At 34.7% G+C, this 15,800-nt stretch carries 17 protein-coding genes, 5 tRNA genes and 1 riboswitch; of the genes, 21 read left to right on the top strand and 1 reads right to left on the bottom strand.

Features of this window, described 5'->3' with window-relative positions:
* Positions 1 to 163 precede the first annotated feature (163 nt).
* The 16 genes from LN736_RS02135 to mreB all read left to right on the top strand — a co-directional run bounded on the left by LN736_RS02135 (position 164) and on the right by mreB (position 14,293).
* Positions 164 to 1,342: an acetyl-CoA C-acetyltransferase gene (locus tag LN736_RS02135; protein WP_150357561.1), complete on the top strand. Its 1,179-nt coding sequence runs from the start codon at positions 164 to 166 to the stop codon at positions 1,340 to 1,342.
* A gap of 327 nt (positions 1,343 to 1,669) precedes the next feature.
* Positions 1,670 to 2,047, top strand: coding sequence for an ATP synthase subunit I (locus tag LN736_RS02130; protein WP_150357559.1), 378 nt, complete (start codon positions 1,670 to 1,672; stop codon positions 2,045 to 2,047).
* Between the two features lie 17 nt (positions 2,048 to 2,064).
* Positions 2,065 to 2,748 (top strand): F0F1 ATP synthase subunit A, encoded by a 684-nt coding sequence (locus LN736_RS02125; protein WP_150357557.1) that lies wholly within the window; start codon positions 2,065 to 2,067, stop codon positions 2,746 to 2,748.
* Positions 2,749 to 2,789: 41 nt separating this feature from the next.
* Positions 2,790 to 3,035: an ATP synthase F0 subunit C gene (gene atpE / locus LN736_RS02120; RefSeq protein WP_106008346.1), complete on the top strand. Its 246-nt coding sequence runs from the start codon at positions 2,790 to 2,792 to the stop codon at positions 3,033 to 3,035.
* Positions 3,036 to 3,093: 58 nt separating this feature from the next.
* A complete protein-coding gene (locus LN736_RS02115) occupies positions 3,094 to 3,573 on the top strand; it encodes a F0F1 ATP synthase subunit B (RefSeq protein WP_150357555.1) in 480 nt (159 codons plus the stop codon).
* Between the two features lie 2 nt (positions 3,574 to 3,575).
* Entirely contained in the window at positions 3,576 to 4,121 is a 546-nt protein-coding gene (locus tag LN736_RS02110; protein ID WP_150357553.1) for a F0F1 ATP synthase subunit delta, read from the top strand.
* 4 nt (positions 4,122 to 4,125) lie between these two features.
* Complete coding sequence (atpA, locus tag LN736_RS02105) at positions 4,126 to 5,637, top strand: F0F1 ATP synthase subunit alpha (protein ID WP_150357551.1); 1,512 nt, start codon at positions 4,126 to 4,128, stop codon at positions 5,635 to 5,637.
* 24 nt (positions 5,638 to 5,661) lie between these two features.
* Positions 5,662 to 6,513 carry an ATP synthase F1 subunit gamma gene (gene atpG / locus LN736_RS02100; RefSeq protein WP_150357549.1) on the top strand — a complete coding sequence of 284 codons (852 nt, stop codon included), beginning with the start codon at positions 5,662 to 5,664 and terminating at the stop codon, positions 6,511 to 6,513.
* A 12-nt stretch (positions 6,514 to 6,525) separates the two neighbouring features.
* The gene (gene atpD / locus LN736_RS02095) at positions 6,526 to 7,920 is read left to right on the top strand and encodes a F0F1 ATP synthase subunit beta (RefSeq protein WP_229980674.1); all 1,395 of its coding nucleotides are present in this window, start codon (positions 6,526 to 6,528) and stop codon (positions 7,918 to 7,920) included.
* Positions 7,921 to 7,931: 11 nt separating this feature from the next.
* Positions 7,932 to 8,330: a F0F1 ATP synthase subunit epsilon gene (locus tag LN736_RS02090; RefSeq protein ID WP_150357545.1), complete on the top strand. Its 399-nt coding sequence runs from the start codon at positions 7,932 to 7,934 to the stop codon at positions 8,328 to 8,330.
* Between the two features lie 352 nt (positions 8,331 to 8,682).
* A complete protein-coding gene (locus tag LN736_RS02085; RefSeq protein ID WP_179978124.1) occupies positions 8,683 to 9,303 on the top strand; it encodes a hypothetical protein in 621 nt (206 codons plus the stop codon).
* Positions 9,304 to 9,357: 54 nt separating this feature from the next.
* Positions 9,358 to 10,614: a UDP-N-acetylglucosamine 1-carboxyvinyltransferase gene (gene murA, locus LN736_RS02080; RefSeq protein WP_150357541.1), complete on the top strand. Its 1,257-nt coding sequence runs from the start codon at positions 9,358 to 9,360 to the stop codon at positions 10,612 to 10,614.
* A 195-nt stretch (positions 10,615 to 10,809) separates the two neighbouring features.
* Complete coding sequence (gene spoIID / locus LN736_RS02075) at positions 10,810 to 11,841, top strand: stage II sporulation protein D (protein WP_150357539.1); 1,032 nt, start codon at positions 10,810 to 10,812, stop codon at positions 11,839 to 11,841.
* Positions 11,842 to 12,003: 162 nt separating this feature from the next.
* Positions 12,004 to 12,711, top strand: coding sequence for a M23 family metallopeptidase (locus tag LN736_RS02070; protein ID WP_150358614.1), 708 nt, complete (start codon positions 12,004 to 12,006; stop codon positions 12,709 to 12,711).
* 195 nt (positions 12,712 to 12,906) lie between these two features.
* On the top strand, positions 12,907 to 13,161 hold the full coding sequence (spoIIID, locus tag LN736_RS02065) for a sporulation transcriptional regulator SpoIIID (RefSeq protein WP_150358613.1): 255 nt from the start codon (positions 12,907 to 12,909) through the stop codon (positions 13,159 to 13,161).
* Between the two features lie 100 nt (positions 13,162 to 13,261).
* Positions 13,262 to 14,293, top strand: a complete 1,032-nt coding sequence (gene mreB / locus LN736_RS02060; protein ID WP_150358612.1) for a rod shape-determining protein — start codon at positions 13,262 to 13,264, stop codon at positions 14,291 to 14,293.
* A 23-nt stretch (positions 14,294 to 14,316) separates the two neighbouring features.
* On the opposite strand, the gene yyaC is transcribed toward mreB, so the two are convergent.
* On the bottom strand, positions 14,317 to 14,856 hold the full coding sequence (yyaC, locus tag LN736_RS02055) for a spore protease YyaC (protein ID WP_150358611.1): 540 nt from the start codon (positions 14,854 to 14,856) through the stop codon (positions 14,317 to 14,319).
* Positions 14,857 to 15,131: 275 nt separating this feature from the next.
* On the opposite strand from yyaC, the gene LN736_RS02050 reads away from it, so the two are divergent.
* The 5 genes from LN736_RS02050 to LN736_RS02030 all read left to right on the top strand — a co-directional run bounded on the left by LN736_RS02050 (position 15,132) and on the right by LN736_RS02030 (position 15,567).
* Positions 15,132 to 15,207, top strand: a tRNA-Thr gene (locus LN736_RS02050).
* Between the two features lie 5 nt (positions 15,208 to 15,212).
* Positions 15,213 to 15,297 (top strand) — tRNA-Tyr (locus LN736_RS02045).
* Positions 15,298 to 15,304: 7 nt separating this feature from the next.
* Positions 15,305 to 15,380: transfer RNA gene (locus tag LN736_RS02040), tRNA-Val, on the top strand.
* Positions 15,381 to 15,401: 21 nt separating this feature from the next.
* Positions 15,402 to 15,477 (top strand) — tRNA-Thr (locus tag LN736_RS02035).
* Positions 15,478 to 15,482: 5 nt separating this feature from the next.
* Positions 15,483 to 15,567: transfer RNA gene (locus LN736_RS02030), tRNA-Tyr, on the top strand.
* 71 nt (positions 15,568 to 15,638) lie between these two features.
* A riboswitch (SAM riboswitch) is annotated at positions 15,639 to 15,743 on the top strand.
* The last annotated feature ends 57 nt before the right edge of the window (positions 15,744 to 15,800 follow it).

Raw genomic sequence — 15,800 nt, 5'->3', positions numbered from 1 at the left:
AATTTTTATTTGGAAATTGACAGGGATTACCTTATTAAAGCTAAAATCTTTGTGTTTTTTTTAACAAAAATATTGATAAAAGTCTAATTAGCTAGTATAATAAAGAGGATGACAGAAAACTTTGTAAATTAGAAATAGATAATTTAATTTAGGAGGATTAATTATGAGAGATGTAGTTATTGTAAGTGCTGCAAGGACTGCCATAGGAAAATTCGGGGGAAGTTTAAAAAATGTTTCTGCAGTAAAATTAGGTACTGCAGTTATAAAAGAGGCAGTAAAAAGGGCAAATATTAAACCAGAACTCGTAGATGAAGTTATAATGGGAAATGTATTGCAGGCGGGTCTTGGACAAAGTCCAGCAAGACAAGCTGCTGTATATGCAGGTATTCCTGTGGAAGTTCCCTCATTTACTTTGAATAAACTCTGTGGTTCAGGTCTTAGGGCAGTTAGTCTAGCAGCTCAGCTCATAAAAGTTGGAGATGACGATATAGTTGTTGCTGGAGGAATGGAAAACATGTCTGCTGCTCCATATTTACTTGAAAACGCTAGATGGGGAGCTAGAATGGGCGACGGGAAATTAGTGGATTCCATGTTGAGAGATGGTTTGTTTGATGCCTTTAACAATTACCATATGGGAATTACTGCAGAGAATGTAGCTGAACAGTGGCATATAACTAGAGAAATGCAGGATGAATTTTCAGCGTCATCTCAACAAAAAGCAGAAAAAGCTATAAAGAGCGGAAGATTTAAAGATGAAATAGTTCCAATTACCATAAAAGATAGAAAAAAGGGAGAAATAGTTTTTGATACAGATGAGTTCCCTAGATTTGGAACTACAGTCGAAACTTTATCCAAATTAAAACCGGCTTTTAAAAAGGATGGAACTGTTACAGCAGGAAATGCTTCGGGAATAAATGACGCAGCTGCAGCATTAGTTGTGATGAGCGCAGACAAAGCAAAAGAATTGGGAATAGAGCCAATGGCAAGGATCGTTTCATATGGGACAAGAGGTTTGGATCCTAAGATAATGGGCTATGGTCCTTTCTATGCAACTAAAATAGCATTGGAAAAGGCTAATTTAAAGGTAGAGGACCTGGATTTGATAGAGGCAAATGAAGCATTTGCGGCTCAGAGTTTAGCTGTGGCTAAAGATTTAAAATTTGACATGAGCAAGGTAAATGTAAACGGCGGAGCAGTAGCTCTTGGACATCCAGTTGGATGTTCCGGTGCAAGAATACTTACTACACTGCTTTATGAAATGAAGAAAAGAGATGCTAAAAAAGGCCTTGCAACATTGTGTATAGGTGGTGGAATGGGTACTGCCATAATAGTTGAGAGATAAAATTTGTATTTAATAATGTAAAATTTATAACATAGACGCAAGGGTTATGTTTTTTAGCAAAATTAATTTGTGAAATACATAACCCTTGTGTTTTTTTTGTAATAATTGTATGATTAAATCATACAGTTGTAATGTATTTAAGTAAATAATATACTATATTGAATTATAATTTAAAAAAGCATAGATTTAATAAGCAATTATGGGTTAAGATCATATAAATTGACGAAAATTACATAAAAACAATCAATTAATCGAAAAAATAGAACTTTTAGATTATATTTTTAAGGTATATAATTTTATTAGTTTATTTCTGCACGGGGGAACTTAATGGATAAACATATTTTGAGCATGGTGAAAAAGGTGTCCATCATCAATCTAATATTTATTGTTGCAATGGCCTGCCTAATACAGTTGATTTTTAAAAATTATGGATTATTTACATTGATAGGAATGCTGGTGGCAATCTTTAATTTTTTTATAAATGCTGTAGTGGGAGGCTTCGTATTTCAAAAGCTTCCCAATTCGTCTAGTTCATTATATATCATAGGTTTCATCATGAGAATTGTCATTGCGGCGGGCATAGGATATGTTATTTTTTCTTACAATAAAAATAACACCATTGCCTATTTATTTGGCTATACTTCTCATTTATTGGGAGTATATATATATTCAGTTATAGAAAGTAATAAAAACAATATAGAATAAAGAGGGGATGTGATGAAGTGGAAGGCTTTTCGCCATTGTTCCTAATACATTTGGGATCACTTAAAATTCCAATAACTTCTAGCATTATGGTACAATGGGTTATTATTGTGATTTTAGCCATTTTGGCAAAAATTTTCACTAATGGTATGAAAAAAGTACCTGATAAAAAGCAAACTGTTATTGAAATCATTGTAGAATCAATACAAAATCTTGTAAAGGATAATATGGGAAAAGAGTATGTATCATTTATACCATATGTGGGAACTCTTGCGATATATATATTGGTGATGAATATCGCTCCTGTTATTGTAGGTGTAAGGGCTCCAACAGAGGATCTGAGTGTGGCAGTGGGGCTTGCACTTATAACTTTTATTCTAGTTCAATACAATGCTATCAAGAAAAAAGGGCTTAAAAGTTATTTTAGTGCTTATGCTAAACCAGCAGTACCATTGCTGCCACTCAATATTGTAGAGAGAATAGTCCTACCAGTTTCACTGAGTCTTCGACTGTTTGGTAATTTAACAGCAGGTGCTGTAATTATTGGAATGGTGTATAAGGGACTAGGGAATATAGCATGGTTTTCTCAATTATTGATACCGATTCCCTTACATGCTTTTTTTGATTTATTTGATGGTTCTATACAGATGATAGTATTCGTTATGCTTACAGTAATGAATATAAAGGTTATAGCTGAAGAATAATGGTTTATATTCAATATTTATTTTAAGGAGGATTTTTTATTATGAATTTAGATGCAAATACATTCATATCGGGAATGGCAGCAATTGGTGCAGGATTAGCTGCTATAGGATGTTTAGGAGGAGGTATTGGAGTTGGTAATGCTGCAGCAAAAGCAGTTGAAGGTGTGTCCAGACAGCCAGAGGCAAGTGGTAAGATATTGAGTACATTTTTTGTAAGTGCTGCTTTATCAGAAGTAACAGCTATTTATTCTTTGCTGATAGCTCTTATTTTAGTATTTAGAGTTTGATTATATCTATACCTCACCAGTTTACATATAATTTTAGAGGGGAGGATTGAAGTTCAGTATGCAAATTGATTTGACTCGAGTTGTTATAACAATAATAAATTTTATTATATTGTATTTTATTTTAAAACATTTCTTTTTTAAACCTGTGGATACTACCCTCACTAATAGGCAAAATGAAATTGATTCTAGAATTAAAAATGCTGTTGAAAATGAAAAAAAATCAAAACAACTGGTAGCTCAGCACGATGAATTGTTGAAAAATTCAAAAATAGAGGGTAGAACTATTGTTGAAGATTATAAAAATAAAGCCGAGAGAGTTTCTGAAGATATATTAGGTGATGCTCATAAAGAGGCTCAACTTATATTAAACAGGGCAAAGATTGAAGCGGATAGACAGAGAGAAAAGGCACAGGATGAGATAAAAAATCAGGTGGTTGATCTGGCTCTTTTAGTGTCTGAAAAAGCTTTAGAGGGTTCTATTGATGAAAAGCAGCACAGGAAACTTATTGAGGATTTTATAGCTAAGGTAGGTATCTAATTATGTATGAATATTTAGATAGAAGGTATGCTCTTGCACTCTATGAGATAGCGGAGGAAAAGGGGAAAGTAAAGGAGTACCTGGAGGAATTAAAACAGGTCGTAGATATCATAAATAAGGATACTAAATTTTTGGAGATTATGGAACATCCTGAGGTCAGCACAGCAGATAAGAGAAGGATGTTTACAGAAATATTTAAAGATAGAGTAAATAAAGATATTCTTTCATTTTTATTGATTCTTATAGATAAGGGAAGAATCAAGCAATTAGATGGAAAACTCAAGGAAATGAAGGATATATATCTTGGAAAACACAATACTGTTGTCGCAAAAGTAAAGACAGTTATCCCATTGAAAGACAATGAGAAAAAAGATCTGATTCAGAAATTAGAAAAAAAATTTAATAAAAAAATTTTGATTGAAGAAGAAATAGATCCAAGTATTATAGGCGGAGTTTATGTAGATGTAAATAATGAAGTCATTGATGGTACTATAAGGTCAAAACTTTCTGAAATGAAAAAAATAATGCTTAAAGGAGAACAGAGGTGAGCCTATGAACGTAAAACCTGAAGAGATAACTTCAATTATAAAAGATGAAATACAAAAATATGAAAAAAAAATAGAGACAGTTGATTCAGGTACAATAATTCAAATTGGTGATGGTATTGCCAGAGTTTATGGCCTTAACCAGTGTATGTCTGGAGAACTTTTAGAGTTCCCAAATGATGTCTATGGTATGGCTTTAAACCTTGAACAGGATAATGTAGGTTGTGTTCTTTTAGGTTCTGAAGAGGGAATAAAAGAAGGAGATACAGTCAAAAGGACTGGTAAGGTAGTAGAAGTACCTGTGGGTGATGCCCTTATGGGTAGAGTGGTAAATTCCCTTGGCCAACCTATAGATGGGAAAGGTCCTATTAAAACCAGTGAAACTAGACCTGTAGATCTGGTTGCACCCGGAGTTATAACAAGACAATCTGTTAAAGAACCGCTCCAGACTGGAATAAAGGCAATAGATTCCATAATACCAATTGGTAAAGGACAGAGAGAGTTAATAATAGGAGACAGGCAGACAGGTAAAACTGCCATTGCTATGGATACTATAATAAATCAAAAGGGAAAAAATGTGATATGTATTTATGTGGCTATAGGACAGAAACAATCCACTGTAGCGCATATAGTGAATGATTTAGTGGAAACAGGTGCCATGGATTATACCATAGTTGTATCTGCATCTGCGTCGGAATCAGCACCGCTTCAGTATATATCCCCTTATGCAGGATGTTCTATGGGTGAGTATTTTATGAATAAGGGAGAAGATGTACTTATTATCTACGATGATCTGTCTAAACATGCTGTTGCCTATAGAGAGATGTCGCTGCTGCTTCGTAGACCACCAGGAAGGGAAGCCTATCCTGGAGATGTATTCTACCTTCATTCACGACTTTTGGAAAGGGCGGCAAAACTTTCAGACAAACTAGGAGGAGGTTCTCTTACTGCACTTCCTATAATAGAGACTATGGCAGGCGATGTTACTGCATATATACCGACAAATGTCATATCAATAACAGATGGCCAGATATTTCTTGAAACAGAGCTTTTCTATGCAGGGCAGAGACCGGCAATAAATGCAGGAATATCAGTATCTAGAGTTGGAGGTAATGCGCAGATTAAAGCTATGAAACAAGTTGCTGGAACACTGAGGATCGATTTAGCCCAATACAGAGAACTTGCTTCATTTGCTCAATTTGGTTCTGACCTGGATAAAGAATCAAAGAGATGGCTTGAAAAAGGAAAGAGATTGACGGAAATACTGAAGCAGCCTCAATATAAACCAATGCCTGTAGAAAAGCAGGTAATGATATTATTTGCTGCTTCCAGAAATTATATAATGGATGTACCTGTTGAAAAGATCTCCCAATTTGAAGAAGAATTTCTTGATTACATGGATACTCATCATGGTGAAATTGGAAAGGAAATTCTGGAAAAGAAGATTTTATCGGATGAACTCAGTGACAAACTTGGCAGTGCTGTAGAAGAATTCAAAAAAATATTTTTAGCAGAGTGATATTTGCTCTGCGGGAGGTGAAGTATGGCAGGGGCAGGACTTGTTACAATTAAAAGAAGAATTAAATCAATAACTAGTACCCAAAAGATAACAAAGGCCATGGGACTTATTGCCACCTCTAAACTTAGAAAAGTTAGAAGAAAGCTTGAGGTAAATAATAAATATTGTGAACTTTTTAATTCTATTGTAAATGAAATTGTTTTAGAAGCTGAGAAAAATAATATTTATATAAAGGGCAATGGTTCCAATAATAAGCTCTACATAACTTTAAATTCAGATACGGGATTATGTGGGGGATTCAATGTGAATGTTGTAAATGAAACAGATGCCGTTATATCAAAAGAGAGGGATAATTCTCTTTTGATAGCTGTAGGCCAAAAGGGCAGAATGTATTTTAAGAGACTTGGGTACAGTACAGAGGCAGAATATGTGGATATTCCCGATATTCCTACGGTAAAAGAGGCAAGTACTATAGTGTATAAAGCCCTGGATTTTTATAGAAGTGGTAAAGTTGGAGAAGTTAATATAGTATATACTAGATTTATTTCTACAGTTAGACAGAATGTAATTGTTGAAAAATTACTCCCGCTGGAGAGTAACAAAAGTGAAAAGAGAAATTTTCTTATAAAATTTGAACCATCTGCAGATAAGATGATAGATGATATGGTGGTTCTGCACTTAAAGCAGAAAATACTTAATTGTATGATAAATTCAAAGATTAGCGAGCAAGCTTCCAGGATGACAGCAATGGATGGGGCTACTAAAAATGCAAATGACTTACTCAGTGATTTGAATCTCAAATACAATAGAGCAAGACAGAGCGCCATAACACAAGAAATAACCGAAATAATTGGAGGAGCAGAAGCTCTGAAGTAAGGAGGGACGTTGATGCCAAATATAGGCAAAGTTATTCAGGTTATAGGACCTGTAGTAGATATAAAATTTAATACAGAAAACCTTCCTAACATATACAATGCCATAGATATACAATCAGGAGATAAAAAAATTGTTACAGAAGTTGCTCAGCATTTGGGGGATGATATAGTGAGGACTATATCTATGGAGAGTACAGATGGGTTGGTTAGAGGAATGGAAGCCGTAGATACTGGCTCACCTATATCTGTACCTGTAGGAGAACAAGTTTTGGGAAGACTTTTTAATATGTTAGGTCAGCCGATTGATGAAAAGGGAGAAGTAAAATCAGATAAATATTATCCTATTCACAGACCAGCTCCAAGTTTTGAAGATCAATCTGTAAAACCTGAGATGTTTGAGACCGGCATTAAAGTTATAGATCTAATTGCACCGTATCAAAGAGGTGGAAAGATAGGGCTGTTTGGAGGGGCTGGCGTTGGCAAGACAGTTATTATTCAGGAACTTATAAATAATATAGCCAAAGAACATGGTGGACTCTCTGTTTTTACGGGCGTTGGAGAGAGAACAAGAGAGGGAAATGACTTGTATTATGAAATGCAGGATTCTGGTGTCATAAATAAAACTGCCCTGGTATTTGGGCAGATGAATGAACCGCCTGGAGCAAGGATGAGAGTTGCGCTCACAGGCCTTACCATGGCAGAATATTTTAGAGATCAGGGTCAGGATGTGCTTTTATTTATTGACAATATATTTAGATTTACCCAGGCAGGTTCAGAGGTTTCTGCACTTCTTGGTAGGATACCTAGCGCTGTTGGTTATCAACCGACACTTGCCACGGAAATGGGTGCACTGCAGGAAAGAATAACATCTACAAAGCAGGGTTCTATTACATCTGTTCAGGCTGTATATGTACCGGCAGATGATTTGACTGATCCGGCACCGGCAACTACTTTTACACATCTTGATGCTACTACGGTTCTTTCTAGATCTATATCAGAGCTTGGAATTTATCCTGCAGTTGATCCACTGGCATCTACTTCTAGAATTCTGGATCCTAGAATTGTAGGAGAAGAGCATTATAAAGTGGCTTCAGGAGTTAAAAACATACTCGAAAGATATAGTGAACTCCAGGATATTATAGCTATACTAGGTGTAGATGAGTTGTCAGAAGAAGACAGACTGGTGGTTTTGAGAGCGAGAAGAATACAGAGATTTTTATCTCAGCCTTTTACTGTTGCGGAACAATTTACAGGTTATAAGGGAGAGTATGTTCCTATAAAGGAAACTATAAGAGGATTTAAAGAAATACTCGAAGGCAAATATGATGATTTGCCTGAAGCAGCTTTTCTCTTTAAAGGGACTATTGACTCAGTAGTTAAAGCGGCTAAAAATATGGCACAGAGTTAAAGGAGATTAATATGTCAGAAGTGTTAAAATTGACTATCCTTACTCCCGATAGGGAATTTTATGAGGGAGAAGTGATAGAATTGATAACGGAAAGTACTTTAGGAGGCATAACAATTCTTCCAGATCATATGCCTTTAATAACTACTTTGAGACCTGCTGATACAGTGATTGTTCAAAAAGATAACAAGAAACTAAAGGCATTTACATCTGTTGGAATATTGGAAGTAAAAGAAAATAAATTAAAAATCTTGTGTGATGCTTGTGAATGGCCAGAGGAAATAGATATAAGGAGAGCAGAAGAGGCCAGGGATAGGGCAAAAAAAAGACTGACCAATAGAGATGGAATTGATGTACAAAGAGCAGAACTGGCACTTGCTAGAGCGCTGGCTAGAATTAATCTAAAGCAATAGATGTGTTTTTATAGTTTATTTAAATGTGAAAAAACACTGTCAAACTTCATTTATATAATGATTTTGGCAGTGTTTTTTATTTGAAAATATGCACCTTTTATTGAGTAAATTTATATATTAATATAAAGTCCCTTCTATGGAATTTTATTTTTTTTGAATATTAGTATAAAAGTTGTCCATAATGTTTAAGAGAAAAGGGGGGAAGGTTTTGTGAAATATTTTCACAAAACTGTTTTATATGAAAAATATAAAAATATTATTTTGCTTATTATTGTGTATATTTTCTTTTCAGTACTATGTAAAAGCTTATGGAAGTAGTGTAGGTAGTTTAAGTTTTCCAAAAAATATTGTTTTGAATGAAAAAAAAGCTGATCTATTTAAATATATACTGGATGATACTCATAGTAGTCCTGAGGAATGTAATGTCATGGCAGTTTTTAGCACTGATGAACAGGGAGAAAAAGTTGTAAATAGAATATTTCAGAATTTACTTGAATATGAAAAACTCGACAAAAAAGTTTTGAGAAATAATGGATTATATTCAATAGAATTTGGCCATAGTTACATAAATGGCTACATAGAAAGTGTTCAGTATGAAAATCATAATATTATAACTGTTAATGTTGTTGAAAAATGTGATGATTATGAATTGCCATATCTAAAGAATATGGTTGAAGAATGTTTATCTAATGTAGGAGAAAAATGTCAGTACTATCAATATGTAAAAGCTAAGGTACAAATGGGGAACGTTACAACTGTAAATAGAAAACTGGAGGATACTTTGAAAAACATAGGTACATCTAATATCAAAACTGTGCCCTTAAATCAAGGATACAGCTCTACTGCATATACTCATATGTTTGATCCAATACAGAGTAACGGAGATTTGATAGATTTTAATTATTCTGTTGTAAAATACTCTACTGGAATCTATATAATTATGGGAACACCGGAAATAATGACAACATACTAGTATAGTAGTACAAAATAATTAACATATCAGCAAATTATAGAATGGAGGAACATTATGAGTAAAATAGTGGTTAGGGGAGGAAATAAACTGCATGGAGAAGTAAACATCAGTACTGCTAAAAATTCTGTGTTACCTGTTATAGCAGCTTGTATTTTAAGTGGGGACAAATGTATAATAGAGGAAGTCCCGATGCTTGAAGATGTCTTTGTAATAAGCGATATACTGAGAAGTATATTTGCAGATATAAATATAGATAAAAATGCAAATAAGATTATAATAGATACTTCCAATATAAGGGACTGCAGTCCCTGTAGTGAGCTGGTAAAAAAAATGAGAGCTTCATTTCTAATAATGGGTCCTATGATATCTAGGTTTGGTAGATTTAAATTATCTCTCCCAGGGGGATGCAATATTGGAACTAGACCTATAGATTTGCATTTAAAGGGTTTTAGTGCTCTTGGAGCAGAAGTAAATATAGGACATGGATATGTGGAGGCACAAGCTAAAAAGTTAATAGGCAGTAAAATATATTTAGATTTTCCATCTGTGGGAGCTACGGAAAATATAATGATGGCAGCAGTAATGGCTGAAGGAGAAACTATAATAGAAAATGCAGCAGAAGAACCGGAGATAAAAGATCTGGCCAAATTTTTGAACAGCATGGGTGCTAGAATTGTAGGGGCAGGATCCGGGACTATTCATGTAATAGGAGTTAAAGATTTAAGGGGAAGTACTCATAAACCCATATGTGACAGAATAGAAGCTGGAACTTTTATGGTTGCTGCTTCCATAACCAGAAGCAAAATTAAAATAAATGGCATAAATGAGGAACATTTAAAACCTATAATTGCTAAATTAACTGAAGCAGGAGTGTATATAAGAGTGGAAGGAAATAGTTTGATTGTAGATGGAGATAGAAATCTAAGACCTATAGATATTAAAACAATGCCTTATCCTGGATTTCCCACTGATATGCAATCTCAGATGACTGGCCTTTTATGTACGGTTAAAGGGACGAGTATAATAACTGAGACTATTTTTGAAAATAGATTTATGCACGCAGTGGAGATGAAAAGAATGGGAGCAAACATAAAGATAGATGGAAGGAGTGCTGTCATAGAGGGAGTTGATAAACTTACAGGAGCAGAAGTGAGGGCAACAGATCTTAGGGCTGGTGCTGCTCTAATACTCTGTGGTCTGGCAGCAGAGGGAGAAACAGAAGTTACTGATATATATCATGTAGACAGGGGATATGTGGATATTGAAAAAAAACTCAGAGGATTAGGTGCTGATATTGAGAGGATAAATTGATAATTTAATGATGTGTAGAGAAGAAGATTAATCAAGATCTTCTTTTTTTTAATGTGCAGTTATATTTGCAGAATTATTGTACAGCTTTAATAGAGGTTTTTAAATATGTCTGTGATTGGAATATTTTAGATGTAATAATAATAAGAATATACTATTGAAAATATAGATGGGTGTGGAATAGTAGAGAGGTAAATCATGAACTTTTTAAAAAAATCTGCAATATTGATATTTATGAGTGTACTTTTTATCATTGTACTTTCTTTCATCATAGTGGGAAAAGAAAATGGAGGGGATAGTCTGCCAGAATTTATAATGAAATCAAAAAATATAATATTCAGAGAAGATCATGACAATTCAAAAAGTATAAGAGTGTATATAACCGAGAAACATAAAATAGAAGAAATGAGTTTGGAGGATTATGTTCTGGGAGTGGTGGCAGGTGAAATGCCAGCGGAATTTTCAAAAGAGGCCCTTAAAGCTCAAGCTGTGGCAGCGAGAACTTTTGGAGCTGCCCATATGGAAGTATATGGTGGGAAAAAATATAAGAGTAATACAGGAGCAGATGTATGTGACACTGTGGCATGTCAGGTGTTTCAAAGCAAAGAGAATAGGATGAATACCTGGCCAAAGGCAAAAGCTGAAGAATACTGGGATAAGATAGAACAAGCTGTACAAGCTACATCGGGGCAGGTATTGTCCTATAAGGGTAAATTAGTTATGGAACCTTATTATTTTGCCATAAGTGGAGGGAGGACGGAAAATGCAGAAGATGTATTTAAAGAAGGAGAGGGGTATTTGAAGAGCGTGAAAAGCCCAGAGGAAGAGAGTGCACATAATAAATATAAAACTTCAGTGGGAATGTCCTATAAGAACTTTGTAGATAAGGTAAACATGTATTATCCTAGCTCGGGACTGAGTTTAAAAAGCCTATCTAAAGAAGTAAATGTACAGGACAGAACGGAAGGAGGAGCAGTCAAGGAGATTAAACTTGGTTCGGTTACTATCTCTGGAACTAAATTTAGAGCTATTATGGGGCTGAATTCTACAAATTTTACTGTATATTTTAAAGACAAGGTTTATATTGAATGCCTGGGATATGGGCATAGAGTTGGAATGAGTCAATGGGGGGCCAATACTATGGCTAAAGAGGGTAAAAATTACATGCAGATTTTAAGTCATTATTATACTGGTATAAGTTTAAAAAATGTATCTTTATTTCTAAAGTAAACATAATATTCTATGCGGCATATTACAAAAGGGAATGCTGTAAAACTATTCTTAAAAACGGTTTTACAGCATTCCCTTTTTTTACAAAAAATTTATAAAAAAATTTATAAAATATGTATTTTTTGTTATTCTCTGGACAAACTACAAAAAGGAGGTGTTCATATGGACAAAAAATTTTCAAATAAAGCGATTAACTTTTTGAAAAAGGAGGGTTTTTACGTAATATTATTTATTTGTCTTTGTATAGTTGCAACAGTTGCACTGCTGACTGCAAAAAACAATAAAGAACAGAGTGCTGAGCTGCAGAAAAGTCAAGCCATAGAACAAAAGCAGGTTAAGCAAACTGCAAAGGCGGATAAAAATCCTTCTTCAAGCTATGACAATGCCCTTCAAGTTAAAGAGAACAGCCAGGCAAATGCTGAGAAGGAGGTTTCGAAAGGAGTATCCAATTCAATGAGTACTTCATTCCAAAAACCAGTGGAGGGAGTTATTGCAAGAGGATTTTCAGAAGATCCGGTATATTGGAATTCTACTGGAACATACAGACCCAACTTAGGATATGATATACAAACAGATTTGGGGAAACCAGTATTTGCAGCAATGGATGGAAAAGTAGAAGCGGTAAATACTGCAACGCAAGATGGAGTGGAAGTCATATTAGATCATCAAAATGGATTGAAGACCATTTATTCTAATTTAGATCCAAACGTTAAAGTCAGTGCAGGTCAGACGGTAAAAAAGGGAGCAGTTATAGGAATAGTGGGCAAGACTACTTTGAGATCAGCCTATGAAAAATATGGGAATCATCTACATTTTGCTGTTTTGAAGGGAAAAGAATTTGTTGATCCAGGTAAATATATAAAATATTAATATTTGGCCATTTCTCTTAGGTTTTATAGAGAAATGGCTCATATACAATGAATTTTAAGGTATAAAGGGGCATATTTATATATGGAAGGACAAGTATATACTAAAAGTTTTTTAAATTACGTAGAAAATGTTTAAACGATTTTATAATAGAAAGTTTTGAATAATAACATTTTTGTATGAAGGAGTTGAATGAGTTTGAAAGATTATATTGAAGAGAGAGTTATGGAAGTTGCTAAATATATAATAGGATCTAAAGCTACTATAAGAAAAACCGCTAAAGTTTTTGGAGTCAGTAAAAGTACTATACACAAAGATATGACTGAGAGGTTGCCAAAAATAAATCCACAGGTTGCCCAGGAGGCCAAGAGTATATTGGATTATAATAAAGCAGAAAGACATATAAGAGGTGGAAAGGCCACCAAAATGAAATATAAAGCTATTGAAGGTTAAAAAACATTCCCATTATAATTATAATATGATATTATAATTAATAGTAAATGTATTTACATTTTATTATGAAAAGCAAGTTAGAGTAGGAGTGAAAAAAGGGATGTTTTTTAATATAGGAACTGATATGGGAATAGACTTAGGTACGGCTACGGTGCTTGTATATATTAAAGGCAAGGGGGTAATTTTAAAAGAACCTTCTGTGGTTGCCATAGATAAGAGTAAAAATAGAGTGCTGGCTGTGGGAGAAGAAGCATGGCAGATGATAGGCAGGACACCGGGTAATATTGTTGCAATTCGTCCGTTAAAAGATGGAGTTATATCCGATTACGATGTAACGGAAAAAATGCTGAAGTATTTTATAGGAAAAGCTTGTGGGAAGAAGAGAATGTCAGCGCCAAGGATAGTTGTTTGCATTCCCTGCGAGGCTACTGAAGTTGAAAAAAGAGCTGTAATCGATGCAGCTAAAAATGCAGGTGCAAAAAAAGTATTTTTAATTGAAGAACCATTGGCTGCAGCTATAGGTGCTGGAATCGATATAACTAAAGCGAGTGGAAGTATGGTAATTGATATAGGAGGAGGAACCACCGATGTGGCTATAATTTCACTGGGAGGAATAGTGGTAAGGGCTTCAATTAAAGTAGCAGGAGACAAATTTGATGAAGCTATAATGAAATATATTAGAAAAGAACATAAATTGATGATTGGTGAGAGAACTTCAGAAAACTTAAAGATAAAAATAGGTTCTGCATTTCACAAGGATGAAGAAAATAGCATGGAAATAAGGGGAAGAGATTTAATCACTGGACTTCCTAAGAACATGGAAATATCTTCTAAAGAGATGAGAATAGCTTTGAAGGAAACTGTAAATGCTATAGCAGATACAACCAAGGCGGTATTGGAAAAAACTCCTCCAGAACTATCTGCAGATATAGCGGAAAAGGGCATAGTTATGACTGGAGGAGGAGCTTTGCTAAATGGCTTAAGTGATTTAATACAGGAAGTTACCTGTGTGCCCGTTTATGTAGCCGAAGATCCAATATCCTGTGTAGCTTTAGGTACAGGTAAAGTTCTTGAATATTTGGATAAAATGGAAGTTATTTTTACAGGCGATGACATAACTTTAATAGATTAAATAAAAGAGTAAAATCATATATATTATAATAATATCTTATTGTAGTAGAGGTAGTATGAGTGAATCAATGAATAGAGTATTACTTCAGCCATATTTAAAATTAGGTTTAAGCGTATGTTGCTGGTATTGCTGAATACATCTTCACTGCTGTTTGAGTCTACTATCCCTATTATTGATGAATCTCCTACGTTTGGAAGAGATTTTCCTACTCCTTTGCCAGGGTGTACAGGGAAATCTCTTGCCTGTATTTCACCTATGGCTTCATGATCACCTAGACAAGCATCAATTCCTATAATATTATTATTGGGGTGAAGCAATTTTATTTCGTTTAACTTACTTTCAATGTTTAAAGCGTGTATTGGCTCTGGTATTGTACCATAAACGGGTAGAGGAAAATGCTTGCATTTTAATAGGGTACCTACTAGAGGACCAAGGCAATCTCCTATATATTTATCTGTACCAATGCACACTATAACGGTGTCTTTGTTGATGTGATCTTTTAAAAAATGGGCTAAATCGTAATATGCCAGTGGGTTTTTATAATTGGATTTTATTTTACTCAATATATTCACCTTCTTTTATGTATACAATGCTTATGGATAATGTTCACAGCAAACACTATATATAATTTATATGATGAAATCATGTAAATTATTAGGACTAAAATAGAGGTATATGATTTTAAAAGAAATAACGAGGTAGGCAGAGAAATAAACGTTTAATATTAAATTTTACTCAAATATGAAATTTGAAAATAATCTTGTAAAAATGTATACTAAACTACGTTAAACGTTAAATGCCTTTATATTTTATCTAAAATGTGGTTTTATATAAATAAGCTGGCATAGCTCAGCAGGTAGAGCAACTGACTTGTAATCAGTAGGTTGTGGGTTCGAAGCCTACTGCCAGCACCAAATGTGGAGGAATTCCCGAGTGGCCAAAGGGGGCAGACTGTAAATCTGTTGTCAGTGACTTCGATGGTTCGAATCCATCTTCCTCCACCAATACTGTGGGCGCATAGCTCAGCTGGGAGAGCATCTGCCTTACAAGCAGAGGGTCACAGGTTCGAGCCCTGTTGTGCCCACCATTATTTTATATAACAAAATAAGCTGGCATAGCTCAGCAGGTAGAGCAACTGACTTGTAATCAGTAGGTCGTGGGTTCGAAGCCTACTGCCAGCACCAAATGTGGAGGAATTCCCGAGTGGCCAAAGGGGGCAGACTGTAAATCTGTTGTCAGTGACTTCGATGGTTCGAATCCATCTTCCTCCACCATAAAAAGCACTATTGGAGTGTTTTTTATTTTATAAGGATTTTTTGTAAATATTGTAAGCTCATAATAAAAGCTCTTATCCAGAGAGGTGGAGGGAAAATGGCCCGATGAAACCCGGCAACCAGTAGAAATTTTGCCAAGGTGCCAATTCCTGCAAGTTGACTTTGCAAGATAAGAGAGCAGTTAATTATTTAACCTCTTCTTACTTGAAGAGGTTTTTATTTTTATATAGTGT

Origin of the sequence: Clostridium aromativorans (genome assembly GCF_020908015.1) — a bacterium.
GTDB classification, from domain to species: domain Bacteria; phylum Bacillota; class Clostridia; order Clostridiales; family Clostridiaceae; genus Clostridium_B; species Clostridium_B aromativorans.
Note: the sequence above shows the minus strand (reverse complement) of the source record. Positions and strands in the feature narration are given on the sequence as shown.